Annotated in this window: 11 protein-coding genes; 9 read left to right on the top strand and 2 right to left on the bottom strand. The window is 72.2% G+C overall.

Features of this window, described 5'->3' with window-relative positions; all coding sequences use genetic code 11:
- Nucleotides 1-85 precede the first annotated feature (85 nt).
- The 3 genes from panD to ACFV7R_RS28135 are packed head-to-tail and all read left to right on the top strand — an operon-like array spanning nt 86 to nt 1,542.
- Complete coding sequence (gene panD, locus ACFV7R_RS28145; protein ID WP_224735807.1) at nt 86-505, top strand: aspartate 1-decarboxylase; 420 nt, start codon at nt 86-88, stop codon at nt 503-505.
- Nucleotides 506-528: 23 nt separating this feature from the next.
- Nucleotides 529-876, top strand: coding sequence for a GNAT family N-acetyltransferase (locus tag ACFV7R_RS28140; protein WP_385268316.1), 348 nt, complete (start codon nt 529-531; stop codon nt 874-876).
- Nucleotides 877-894: 18 nt separating this feature from the next.
- Nucleotides 895-1,542, top strand: a complete 648-nt coding sequence (locus ACFV7R_RS28135) for an aspartate/glutamate racemase family protein (RefSeq protein WP_385268314.1) — start codon at nt 895-897, stop codon at nt 1,540-1,542.
- Between the two features lie 514 nt (nt 1,543-2,056).
- On the opposite strand, the gene gndA is transcribed toward ACFV7R_RS28135, so the two are convergent.
- Complete coding sequence (gene gndA, locus ACFV7R_RS28130) at nt 2,057-3,496, bottom strand: NADP-dependent phosphogluconate dehydrogenase (protein WP_129802623.1); 1,440 nt, start codon at nt 3,494-3,496, stop codon at nt 2,057-2,059.
- A gap of 303 nt (nt 3,497-3,799) precedes the next feature.
- On the opposite strand from gndA, the gene ACFV7R_RS28125 reads away from it, so the two are divergent.
- The gene (locus ACFV7R_RS28125) at nt 3,800-4,948 is read left to right on the top strand and encodes a transglycosylase family protein (protein WP_385268312.1); all 1,149 of its coding nucleotides are present in this window, start codon (nt 3,800-3,802) and stop codon (nt 4,946-4,948) included.
- Here ACFV7R_RS28125 and ACFV7R_RS28120 read toward each other — a convergent pair.
- A complete protein-coding gene (locus tag ACFV7R_RS28120; RefSeq protein ID WP_385268310.1) occupies nt 4,938-6,068 on the bottom strand; it encodes a DMT family transporter in 1,131 nt (376 codons plus the stop codon). The genes ACFV7R_RS28125 and ACFV7R_RS28120 overlap by 11 nt on opposite strands.
- 211 nt (nt 6,069-6,279) lie before the next feature.
- Between ACFV7R_RS28120 and ACFV7R_RS28115 the strand changes: the two genes are divergently transcribed.
- From ACFV7R_RS28115 to ACFV7R_RS28095, 5 genes are all read left to right on the top strand, one after another.
- Nucleotides 6,280-7,041, top strand: a complete 762-nt coding sequence (locus tag ACFV7R_RS28115) for a (2Fe-2S)-binding protein (protein ID WP_385268308.1) — start codon at nt 6,280-6,282, stop codon at nt 7,039-7,041.
- A gap of 38 nt (nt 7,042-7,079) precedes the next feature.
- Nucleotides 7,080-8,231 carry a glycogen synthase gene (gene glgA, locus ACFV7R_RS28110; RefSeq protein WP_385268306.1) on the top strand — a complete coding sequence of 384 codons (1,152 nt, stop codon included), beginning with the start codon at nt 7,080-7,082 and terminating at the stop codon, nt 8,229-8,231.
- Nucleotides 8,232-8,282: 51 nt separating this feature from the next.
- Nucleotides 8,283-9,503, top strand: coding sequence for a glucose-1-phosphate adenylyltransferase (gene glgC / locus ACFV7R_RS28105; protein WP_385268304.1), 1,221 nt, complete (start codon nt 8,283-8,285; stop codon nt 9,501-9,503).
- A gap of 248 nt (nt 9,504-9,751) precedes the next feature.
- Complete coding sequence (locus ACFV7R_RS28100; protein WP_385268302.1) at nt 9,752-11,113, top strand: wax ester/triacylglycerol synthase family O-acyltransferase; 1,362 nt, start codon at nt 9,752-9,754, stop codon at nt 11,111-11,113.
- 105 nt (nt 11,114-11,218) lie between these two features.
- On the top strand, nt 11,219-12,712 hold the full coding sequence (locus ACFV7R_RS28095) for an SDR family NAD(P)-dependent oxidoreductase (RefSeq protein ID WP_385268300.1): 1,494 nt from the start codon (nt 11,219-11,221) through the stop codon (nt 12,710-12,712).
- Nucleotides 12,713-12,720: the final 8 nt, after the last annotated feature.

Raw genomic sequence — 12,720 nt, 5'->3', positions numbered from 1 at the left:
GTCGGCAAAGCGTGTCGTTGTAGGGTGAGGAAACGCCCTTGACCTGCACCGAGCAGGCAGGGAGCCTAGGTCCGGGAGTACCTCCATGCTGCGTACCATGTTCAAGTCCAAGATCCATCGAGCCACCGTCACCCAGGCCGACCTGCACTACGTGGGATCGGTGACCATCGACGCCGAGCTGCTGGACGCCGCCGATCTGCTGCCCGGTGAGCTCGTGCACATCGTCGACATCACCAACGGCGCCCGGCTGGAGACGTACGTCATCGAGGGCGAGCGCGGCTCGGGCGTCGTCGGTATCAACGGTGCCGCGGCCCATCTGGTCCACCCCGGCGATCTGGTGATCATCATCAGTTACGCTCAGGTCACCGACGCCGAGGCGCGGGCACTGAAGCCGCGGGTCGTGCACGTGGACCGCGACAACAGGATCGTGGCCCTGGGTGCCGACCCGTCCGCACCGGTGCCGGGCTCGGACCAGGAGCGCAGCCCGCAGGCCGTGTCGGCCTGACCTTTCCGACCAGGAGCGTGCCCATGAGCGACATCGAGATCCGCGACGACCGGGCGGCCGGCCGCCTCGAGGCCCTCGGGGACGGCGGCGAAGTCGTCGGCCACATCGAGTACTTCGTGCTCGAGGCGCCGGAGCGGGCGCTGGTGCCCGTGCACACCATCGTCGAGCCGGCGCACGAGGGGAAGGGCATCGCGGGCTCGCTGGCGCGCGAGCTGTACACCATCGCGAAGCGTGAGGGCATCGTCGTCGCCCCGTTGTGCCCCTACGTCGTGAAGTGGGCGGAACGCCACCCCGAGGAGGCTCCGGCGGCCGACCCGGAGCTGCTGCGGGCGGCGAAGCAGTGGCTGTCCGCGCACCCCGGCCGGTTCTGAAAGAGGGAGCCCTCTCAGGTGCTCGCTCTCCTGCACACCTCACCCGTCCACGTCCCCGTCTTCGACGCCCTGCGCGACGAGGACCACCAGGGCCTGGAACTACGGCACTTCGTCGACGAGAAACTGCTGGACCGGGCCCGTGACAAGGGCCCAGAAGCGGTGGCGGACGACCTGCGCGCGGTCCTGGAGCGGGCGGTCGCCGACGGCGCGCGGGCCGTGCTGTGCACCTGCTCCACCCTCGGCGGCGTCGCCGAGACGGCCGGCGCCGGCGTCGGGGTGCCGGTGCTGCGCGGTGACCGTCCGATGGCGGCCGCCGCAGTGGCCGCGGGGTCCCGGGTCGTCGTCCTCGGGACGCTGGAGAGCACGTTCGGGCCGACCGTGTCGCTGATCGAGGAGGAGGCCCGCCGCGCCGGACGTTCCGTCGAGGTACGGCCCCGTTTCGTGGAGGGCGCGTGGCAGCGGTTCGAGGCCGGCGACACGGAGAGTTACGTACGTCTCGTCGCCACCGCGGCCGACGAGGTCACCGACGCCGACGCGCTCGTCCTCGCCCAGCCCTCCATGGCCCCGGCCCAGCAGCTGACGACGACATCGGTGCCGGTGCTGTCCAGCCCCCGCCCGGGGCTGGCGGCGGGGGCACGGGCGGCGCGGACCGGGCTGTCGCGCTGACGTGTCCGGACAGACCCCGGAGGGTCCACCTGGGGCACGCGGTGACTTCGGCGAGTGACTGGCGGCGCCGGGCCCCGGGTAGGCGGGGAGTAGTCCACAGCCGACGTTCACCGACTGGCGGAGGACATCATGACCAATCCGTACCCCGATCCGGTCCCGCCGGGTCCCACTCCCGGACCGGATCCCCATCACCCCGAGCCGCACCCCGACCCGGTGCCGACTCCGGAACCGCCCCCCGGCCCCGGGCCGACCCCTCCGCCTCCGGCTCCCGAGCCGCCGCCGGGGCCCCGCCCGGTCCCGGAACCCGATCCCTCCCCGATCCCCCCGGGCCCGGAGCCCGTTCCGAACCCGGAGCCGGGACCGCCGCTCTCCTGAGCGGCCGCATCACGAAGGGCGGTGAGCGCCCCTGACGCGTGGTGGGCGACCACGAAGGCCGCCCACCACTGCCGTACCGCAGGACCGGCCCTGGCCACGACGCACCTGCACGTGGCGTACCGGACTTCCGGCGGAGCGCTCAGCCCGACACCTCCGAGCGGTCCCCGCCCCACAGCGTGTGGAACGAACCGTCCCGGTCGGTGCGCCGGTAGGTGTGCGCGCCGAAGAAGTCCCGCTGCCCCTGGGTGAGCGCGGCGGGCAGCCGCTCGGCGCGCAGGGCGTCGTAGTAGGCGAGGGCCGCGGCGAAGCCCGGCGTCGGTACGCCCTGCCGGGTGGCGGCGACGAGTACCTCGCGCCAGTCGTCCTGAGCCGCCGCGATCTCCTGGGCGAACGTCTCGTCCGACAGCAGGCTCGGCAGATCCGGCCGGGCGTCGTAGGCGGCGCGGATCCGGTCCAGGAACGCCGCGCGGATGATGCAGCCGCCGCGCCAGATCGAGGCGACCTGGCCGAGGTCGATGTCCCAGTCGTACTGCTCGCTGCCCGCGGCGATCTCGTGGAAGCCCTGGGTGTACGACACGATCTTGGAGGCGTACAGCGCCTGCTCGACCCGGTCGGCGAAGGCACCGGCCTCAGCCTTGTCCAGCGGGGACGCCTTCGGGCCGGCCAGGTCTCGAGACGCCTCACGCAGCGCCGCGTGTCCGGACAGTGAGCGGGCGAACACCGCCTCCGCGATCCCGGAGACCGGAACACCCAGGTCCAGCGCGATCTGCACGGTCCAGCGGCCGGTGCCCTTCTGCTCCGCCTGGTCCTGCACCACGTCCACGAACGGCTTGCCCGTGGCCGCGTCCACATGCGACAGCACCTCGGCCGTGATCTCGATCAGGTAGGAGTCGAGCCGGCCGGTGTTCCAGGTGCGGAAGATCTCCGCGATCTCGGCGGGGGAGTACCCGGCGACATCGCGCAGCAGCTGGTACGCCTCGCCGATGAGCTGCATGTCGGCGTACTCGATGCCGTTGTGCACCATCTTCACGAAGTGCCCGGCGCCGTCCGGACCGACGTGTGTGACGCACGGCGCGCCGTCCGCCGCCTTCGCGGAGATCTTCTCCAGCATCGGGCCCAGCGACTCGTACGACTCCTTCGAACCCCCCGGCATGATGCTCGGACCGTGCAGCGCGCCCTCCTCGCCGCCGGAGATGCCGGTACCGACGAAATGGATGCCCTGCTCGCGCAGCTCGCGCTCCCGGCGCCGGGTGTCCGCGAAGTGGGCGTTGCCGCCGTCGATGATCATGTCGCCGGGCTCCAGGAGCGGGGCGAACTCCTGGATCACCGCATCGGTCGGATCGCCGGCCTTGACCATGATGACCAGACGGCGGGGCCGTTCCAGGGCGGCCACGAACTCCTTGGCGGTCTCGGCCTTGACGAACTCGCCCTCGCTTCCGAACTCCTCCACCAGCGCGTGCATCCGGGACGCCGTCCGGTTGTGCACCGCGACCGTGTAGCCGTTGCGCGCGAAGTTGCGGGCGAGGTTGCGGCCCATGACCGCGAGACCCGTGACGCCGATCTGGGCTGAAGTGCTCATTCCGCCTGCTCCTCAAGGGGTCCAGTGGATCCCGTAGATCGTGTTTGCCGGTCGTGCCGGTCATGCCGTCAGTATCGCCCCCCGGGCCATCCTGACGTGCCGAAACGCCGACCGCACGTCCGACCCTACGGGGCTCAGTACGTAGGGGAGGGGCCAGGTGCCTCAGCGGTCCGCGCCCGAACTCGTCAACGAGGGTGCTTTCTGCGCCACTTGGCCTGACCGGGCGGCCGATTGCCGTCTTGTCATGGCCTGTTCGTGGCCCTTACTTTTGGCCCTCCTGACGCTTGTCGAGGGGGCACTTCCATGGCCTTACGCGGCCGGCACCGCCGGTATCAGCCGAACAGGATCAACCGCGCCTCGCTCACCGTCACGGCGGGCGGCGCCGGAATGGCCCTCCCGTTCGTCGGCACCGGTGCCGCGCAGGCGGCCGACGTGGACACCTGGGACAAGGTCGCCGCGTGCGAGTCGACCAACGACTGGGACATCAACACCGGCAACGGGTACTACGGCGGGCTGCAGTTCAGCCAGTCCACCTGGGAGGCGTACGGCGGTACGGCCTATGCGCCGCGCGCGGATCTGGCCACCAAGGACCAGCAGATCGCCGTCGCGGAGAAGGTGCTCGACGGGCAGGGGCCCGGCGCCTGGCCCATGTGCTCGGTGCGGGCCGGACTCACGCGCGGTGGCGAGACGCCCGACATCCGGCCGGGCGGGGGCACCTCGATCCGGACCGCCAAGAGCTCCGTGGCGGACGTACGGCCGCACACCACGCCCCAGTCGCGCGCAGGAACCACCGAGATGTACACCGTCGTCCGCGGCGACACGCTCTCCACCATCGCCGAGGAGCAGCGCGTCCAGGGCGGCTGGCAACGGCTGTACGCCGCCAACCGCAGCACGATCGGGACGGATCCCGACCTGATCCTGCCGGGCCAGCGGCTGAACCTGCGCGCCAAGGCCACGGCTGCCCCGGCCCCCGCGCCGACCACACCGGCGGCACCCGAGTCCCGGCCGAGGACGAGCGCTTCGGACGACGCCGACGACCGGCGCGAGGACTCCCTCGTCGCCCCCGTCAGCGGCTCCCTGGGCACCCCCTACCGGGCGACCGGCTCCAGCTGGTCGAAGGGCTACCACACCGGCGTCGACTTCCCCGCAGCCACCGGCACCTCCGTGAAGGCCGTCGGGGCGGGCCGGGTCGTCACCGCCGGATGGGGCGGTTCCTTCGGCTACCAGGTGGTCATCCGGCACACCGACGGCCGGTACACCCAGTACGCGCACCTGTCGGCGATCTCCGTGAAGGCCGGCCAGTCCGTGGGCGGCGGACAGCGGATCGGCCGGGTCGGGTCCACCGGCAACAGCTCGGGCCCGCATCTGCACTTCGAGGTGCGGACCGGGCCCGGCTTCGGAACGGACGTCGACCCGGTGGCGTACCTCCGGGCCGGCGGGGTCAGGATCTGACGCCGGCGCGCTGCTCCACGCTCGGGAACGGGATGTACGAGGCGCCGTACAGGGAGGAGTAGTAGGGCGCGGTCCCGTCGGCGCGACCGACGGGCGCGTCGTTGCCGTACGTGCTCTCCGTGACCGGGCTCGGCAGGAAGACGCCGCCCTCCCGGTGCACGGCGGGCTTCTCGGGGAGGCCCTCGAGGAACGCGGTGGCGGGCTCGTCGGCGGGCCGCGCCGGGGCGACGATGCCGGACAGCTGCCCGGTGAGGGGCTCGGGCAGCGGCTCCGCGTTGTCGGAGTCGTCGGACTGCCGGATGCGCTCCGTCGTCAGCAGGATCAGACCGCCCGCCGCCACCACCCCGCAGCTCAGGGCGAGCACGGTGCCCGTGGCGCCGTAGCGGAAGGTTTCGCCGAACATCGTGATGCCCACCGCGGCCGCCACCACCGGGTTCACCACCGTCAGAGTGGCCAGCGGCGCCGCGAGGCCGGCGCCCCGGTACGAGGCCTGGGACAGCAGCAGACCCGAGACGGCGAACACTCCGATCGCGGCCAGGGACGGCAGATCCGCGCTCGACACCCCGCCGGTCCAGTCGACCGCGACCGTCTTCGTGAAGACCGAGGACATGCCGAACGCGATACCCGACGCGGTCGCGAGGAGCAGGGCCCGCACCGCCGGACGATGCCGGACCGCGCGGCCCGCGAGCATCAGCGCGGCGACCCCGCCGGCGGTCGCCAGGAACAGGGACACCTGCTGTGCCCCCTCCAGCGACCGCGAGTCGGACGTGCCGACCAGGGACAGCAGACCCGCGAGGCCGACGGTCGCCATCACAGCGCCCCGCCAGGCCGTCCCACCGGCCTTGCGGCCCACGAACAGCGCCGCCATCGGCAGCGCGAACACGATGGTCAGCGCCCCCAGCGGCTGCACCACGCTCAGCGGACCGTAGGCGAGGGCCGCCACGTGCAGCAGCCCGCCGAGACCGTTGAGCGCCACCGCGGCCCACCAGCCCGCCTGTCGCATCGGCGCGTACTCACCACCCGGCAACGACACCGCGACGCGCTCCTGCACGATCGCCCCGCCCGCGTACGCGACAGCGGACACCAGCGACAGGAGCACGGACAACGCGAGGGCGCTCATGAGCTGCTCCTCTGCCTGAGGCTGGGGCGCTGGGCCCGGCGGGGCGAACGGTCGGCTTCCATGACCAACACGATGCCTGCTCGCCCTGTTCCCCGTCGTCGTCCCTGAGCACGCAATGAGTCCTACTGCCGATGGAGTACGAACGCCCCCCGGTCATCCCCAGGGTGGGTGAACCGGGACGGAGACCCCCTGATCCCGTCCCCTAGGGGGCTTGGTACTACTGCTCCTCGTGGACCTCGACCCCGATCTCGCCGCCCTGAGTCCGCTCGGCGGGTTCTTCGCCCTGCGCACGGTCGTGGACGGGCCGCCAGTCCCCGGGAGACCGCTGCCGACCCTGGCGCAGGCCTACGACCTGTCGGCCTCGGATCCGGATCCCCTGGGCGTCCGGATCCGAAAAGTGGCGGCCGCTCTGAGCGCTCCCGAGGTGCGGATCGCGGCCTCGGTGGCGCACCTCGGGCTCGCGGCCCGGCTGTGGTCGACGGCGCTCGGCTGCGCCGTCCTGTACGGCCGCATCCCCGACCTCGACTCGCGGCTGCTGCACTGGGACGCCGACGGCAGCGCACCCGACGACCTGTGGCTCGCTCAGGTGCGCCCGCTGCCGGGGGACGCGGCGACCGTCGTGGACGTCGTGCTGCACGGTCACCTGGAACCGCTGGCGGCCGTTCTGCGCGCCCGCCACCGGCTCGCGGCGGGGCTGCTGTGGGGCAACGCCGGATCCGCGCTGGCGGGCGCCGTCCGCGAGCTGGACCGCTGGGCGTGCGCGAACGGCCGTACCGAGGCCGCCGTCCGGGCCCGCGCGCTGGCCGGCGAGCTGTTCGCCCACCCCCGCCTCACCGCAACCGGCACGCTCACGGGCACTGCCTTCCGGCGCCGCAGCTGCTGCCTGTACTACCGGGTGCCCGGCGGTGGACTGTGCGGCGACTGCTGCTTCACTCGGCCCCCGGGCTCTTCCCCACGCGCCACATCTGGGTGACCATGAGGGAACCAGCCGCCGAGACAGGGGGTTTGCGGGTGCGAGTGGGACTGCTGACCCGGGAGTACCCCCCGGACGTGTACGGCGGCGCGGGCGTCCATGTCGAGTTCCTCGCCCGGGAGTTGAGATCCCTCGTCGACCTCGAGGTGCACTGCTGGGGCGAGGGCCGCGCGGAGGGCGTGCTGCGGCATCGCCCCTGGCCCGCGCTCGACACCGCCAACGACGCGCTGCGCACCTTCTCCGTGGACCTCGCCATGACCGCCGCCATCGAGGGCCGTGAACTCGTCCACTCCCACACCTGGTACGCCAACCTCGCCGGCCACCTCGGCAAGCTCCTGTACGGCATCCCGCATGTGATGACCGCCCACTCCCTGGAGCCGCTGCGCCCCTGGAAGGCCGAGCAACTCGGCGGCGGATACGCCCTGTCGAGCTGGGCCGAGCGCACCGCGATCGAGGCCGCCGACGCGGTGATCGCCGTGTCCGGTGCCATGCGCACGGACATCCTCGACTGCTATCCCGCGCTGGACCCCGCCCGCGTCCACGTCGTGCACAACGGCATCGACACCGACCTCTACCGGCCCGACCCCGCCACCGACGTCCTGACCCGCCTCGGCCTGGACCCGGCCCGCCCGTACCTCCTGTTCGTCGGCCGGATCACCCGGCAGAAGGGCGTGCCCCATCTGCTGCGCGCGGCACGGGACATCGACCCCGCGGCGCAGGTCGTGCTGTGCGCGGGGGCGCCGGACACCCCGGAGATCGACCGGGAGTTCCGCGACCTGTACCAGGAGCTGAGCCGCGTCCGCGACGGTGTGCACTGGATCCCGCGGATGCTGCCGCGCCCGGAGGTGATCCAACTCCTCACGCACGCCGCCGTGTTCGTCTGTCCTTCGGTGTACGAACCGCTGGGCATCGTCAACCTGGAGGCGATGGCCTGCGGCACACCCGTCGTGGCCTCCCAGGTCGGCGGCATCCCCGAGGTCGTCGCGGACGGCAAGACGGGCCTGCTGGTGCCCGTGGACGACGACTTCGAGACGGGCCTCGCCCGCGCCCTGGGCGCGCTCCTCGCCGACCCGGAGGGCGCCCGGCGGATGGGCGAGGCGGGCCGGGAGCGTGCGGTGGGGGAGTTCGGCTGGGACACGGTCGCCCGCCGTACGGCCCGGCTCTACGCGGAGATCCTCGAACAGGCTTAGCCCGCCCGGCTCAAGGGCAATCATGGGTCAACCAGGGTGAGGGGAGCGGCCATGCGTCGTGGTGGGCCTTCGGTGCTCGGGATCGTATTGGCAGGCGGAGAGGGCAAGCGCCTGATGCCCCTGACCGCGGACCGCGCGAAACCGGCGGTGACCTTCGGCGGCACGTACAGACTTGTCGACTTCGTCCTCTCCAACCTCGTCAACGGCGACATCCTGCGCATCTGTGTCCTCACGCAGTACAAGTCCCACTCGCTGGACCGGCACATCACCACGACCTGGCGGATGTCCAGCCTGCTCGGCAACTACGTCACGCCCGTCCCCGCCCAGCAGCGGCTCGGCCCGCGCTGGTTCCTGGGCAGCGCGGACGCCATCCTGCAGTCCCTGAACCTGATCTACGACGAACGGCCCGAGTACGTCGCGGTGTTCGGCGCCGACCATGTGTACCGCATGGATCCGCGGCAGATGCTCGCCCAGCACATCGAGTCCGGCGCGGGCGTGACGGTGGCGGGGATACGCGTCCCGCGCACGGAGTCCTCCTCCTTCGGCGTGATCACCCCGGGCTCGGACGGAAGCACCGTCGAGCGGTTCCTGGAGAAGCCCGCGGACCCGCCCGGCCTGCCCGACGACCCCGACTCCGTCCTCGCCTCCATGGGCAACTACATCTTCACCACCAAGGCGCTGATCGAGGCCCTCCAGCGGGACGCCGACGACGCCGGCTCCGTGCACGACATGGGCGGTTCGATCCTGCCCCAGCTCACCGAGCGCGGCGAGGCCCACCTGTACGACTTCGGCGACAACCACGTCCCCGGCGAGACCAGCCGCGACCAGGGGTACTGGCGTGACGTCGGCACGCTCGACGCGTACTACGAGGCCCACATGGACCTGATCGCCGAGCGGCCCGCCTTCAACCTCTACAACCGCAGCTGGCCCGTCTACACCCACTCCAACCAGCTCTCGCCGGCCCGCTTCAACGCCGGCGGCATCGCCGGCGAGTCCATCATCAGCGCCGGCTGCCTGATCCGGGGGCAGGTCACGCGGTCCGTGCTCTCGCCGGGTGTCGTGGTCGACCCGGGGGCGGTGGTGCAGGGGTCGGTGCTGCACGACAACGTCCACATCGGGCGGGGTGCGGTGGTGCGCGGCGCGGTCCTCGACAAGAATGTCGAGGTGCCGCCCGGCGCGACGATCGGCGTCAACCCGGAGCGGGACGCCGAGCTGTACACGGTGTCCAAGGGCGGCGTGATCGCGCTGGGCAAGGGGCAGCGGGTGCCGTAGCCCGGCCGCTTCGGCAGGAGCGGCGGCCCGTCACACGATCGAGCGGACACGCCGGGCCGGGCCTCGGTTCACGCCTTCGTGGGCGCTGACCTCGACACTATGACCTCTTACGCCACATAAGTCCCGCCTCTTTCGCAGGAGGCGGGACTTAATCTGCTGTTAACTGTACGTAGCCTGATCGTACTTGACCGTAATCGCCCCAGGGCGATTGACTGCTGGCCCACCCGTCATCGTCGCGAGGCAAGCCATTGACTCCTGACCTGCTCGCACCACTCGACCTGGCGTTCTGGAACATCGAGTCCGACCTGCATCCCATGCATCTCGGCGCGCTCGGCGTGTTCGCGTCCCACTCGCCCGCCGCCGGTGCCCACGCCGCCGATCTGCTCGCCGCCCGTGCCGCCGCGGTGCCCGGGCTGCGGATGCGGATCCGGGACGTGTGGCGGCCGCTCGACATGGGGCAGCCGTTCCCCTTCGGACTCCGCCGGCCGCTCGCCTTCGGCGGCGCGGCCAGGGAGCCCGCCCCCGACTTCGACCCGCTCGACCACGTCCGGCTGCATGCCCCCACCGCCGACTTCCAGGGGATGGCGGGCCGGCTCATGGAGCGTCCGCTGGAGCGCGGCCGGCCGCCGTGGGAGGCGCACGTGCTGCCGGGGGAGGACGGCGTCTCGTTCGCCGTGCTCTTCAAGTTCCACCACGCCCTGGCCGACGGTCTGCGCGCGCTGACCCTGGCCGCGGCCGTCCTGGACCCCACGGACATGCCGGCCCCGCGGCCCCGCCCCGCCGAGCCCCCGCGCGGCCTGCTGCCCGACGTGCGCAAGCTGCCCGGACTGCTGCGCGGCGCCGTGTCCGACATGGGCCGGGCGCTCGACATCGGCGCCTCCGTCGCCCTGTCCACCCTGGGTATGCGTTCGTCGCCCGCGCTGACCTCGGAGCCCTCCGGCACCCGTCGTACCGCCGGAGTGGTCCTCGACATCGACGACGTGCACCGCGTCCGCAAGGTCGTCGGAGGCACCGTCAACGACGTCCTGATCGCCGTCGTCGCGGGCGCCCTGCGCCGCTGGCTCGACGAACGCGGCGACGGCAGCGAGGGCGTCGCGCCGCGCGCGCTGATCCCCGTCTCCAAGCGCCGCCCGCGCACCGCGCACCCACGGGGCAACCGGCTGTCCGGTTACTTGATACAGCTCCCGGTCGACGACCCCGACCCGCTCGGCCGCCTCGAGACGGTCCGCACGGCCATGGGCCGCAACAAGGACGCCGGCCCCAACCGGGGCGCGGGTGCCGTCGCGCTGCTCGCCGACCATGTGCCGGCGCTCGGCCACCGGCTCGGCGGCCCGCTGGTCAGCCAGGCCGCCCGGCTGTGGTTCGACATCCTGGTCACCAGCGTGCCGCTGCCCGGCCTCGGCCTGAAGCTCGGCGGCAACCCCCTCACGGAGGTGTTCCCCTTCGCCCCGCTGGCCGCCGGCCAGTCCCTCGCCGTCGCCGTCTCGACGTACCGGGGGCGGGTCCACTACGGGCTCGTCGCCGACGCACGGGCCGTACCGGACCTGGACCGGTTCGCCCAGGCGGTGTCCGACGAGGTGGAGACGCTGATCAAGGCCTGCGCTCCTTGATCGTGACGGGTTTGGTGGTGCGGCCCGGCGCTCCGTAAAATCTGCCGTTCGAATGCGGGCGCGACCGGAGCGCCGCGACGGCAGACACAGGGAACGGCAGCGGCGATGACGGTGACAGAGGACGGCTCGGCGATCACGGACGAGGTGGTGTACGGGCCCGGCATCGACCCCGAGCGGCTGGCCGTCTGCCTCAGCGTGCTCGAGGAGCTCGACAAGCTGGAGGTCGACCACCCCGACGCGATCGCCGTGCGCCGGGCCACCGCGGGCATCTACCGCACCGTCAAGCAGCGCCGCCGCCAGGAGCGCCGGGCCGCCAAGACCGCGCACGACAAGACGGTCACGGAGGCCACGGCGACCGGCTCCGCCCAGCGCATCGACGACGAGACGGAGGGCATCCTCCCGTCGTCGATCACGGAAGAGGGCAAGATCGCGGGGATACTCCAGCGCCCGCGCTCCTGCTACACCTGCAAGACCCGGTACGTGGAAGTCGACTACTTCTACCACCAGCTCTGTCCCGACTGCGCCCGCCTGAACCGCGCCAAGCGCGACGCCCGCGCCGACCTCACCGGCAAGCGTGCGCTGCTCACCGGCGGCCGCGCCAAGATCGGCATGTACATCGCGCTGCGGCTGCTGCGCGACGGGGCGCACACGACGATCACCACACGGTTCCCGAAGGACGCCATCCGCCGTTTCAAGGCCATGGACGACTCGGCGGACTGGATGCACCGCCTCGAGGTCGTCGGCATCGACCTGCGTGACCCGGCGCAGGCCGTGGCCCTCGCCGACCAGGTCGCCGAGGCGGGCCCGCTGGACATCCTCATCAACAACGCGACGCAGACCGTACGCCGTCTGCCCTCCGCCTACGCCGCCCTGGTCGAGGGCGAGAGCGCCCCGCTGCCCGCCGGTGAGCTGCCCGCCCACCACGTGATCGGCGCCTTCGGCTCCGGTGCCGTCGACGGCCTGGCCGCGCTGCCCGTCGGGATCTCCGGCCTCGACGCACAGCAGGTCGCCGACCTCGCCCTGGTCGCCGGCAACGCCAGCGTCGCCCGGCACCACGACGGCACCGCCATCGACGCGGGCGGCCTCGTCCCCGACGTCGTCGACACCAACACCTGGGTGCAGACCATCGAGCAGATCTCCCCGGTGGAGCTCCTCGAGACCCAGCTGTGCAACTACACGGCGCCGTTCATCCTGATCAGCAAGCTCCGCCCGGTCATGGCCGACGCCGCGAAGAAGGCGGCGAGCGGGCGCGCGTACGTCGTCAACGTCTCGGCGATGGAGGGCGTCTTCGGCCGCGGCTACAAGGGCGCGGGCCACCCGAACACCAACGCCGCCAAGGCCGCGATGAACATGGTCACGCGGACCAGCTCCCAGGAGATGTTCCAGACCGACGGCATCCTCATGACCTCGGTCGACACCGGCTGGATCACCGACGAGCGCCCCCACTACGACAAGCTGCGCCTGGCCGAGGAGGGCTTCCACGCCCCGCTCGACCTGGTCGACGGCGCGGCCCGCGTCTACGACCCGGTCGTGCGCGGCGAGGCGGGCGAGGACCTGTACGGCGTCTTCCTGAAGGACTACGCGCCCGGCAAGTGGTGAGGCCCGGC

This window comes from Streptomyces sp. NPDC059866 (genome assembly GCF_042731325.1).
In the GTDB taxonomy this organism is placed as follows: Bacteria; Actinomycetota; Actinomycetes; order Streptomycetales; family Streptomycetaceae; genus Streptomyces; species Streptomyces flavusporus.
This window is presented reverse-complemented; position numbering and strand designations above follow the sequence as displayed.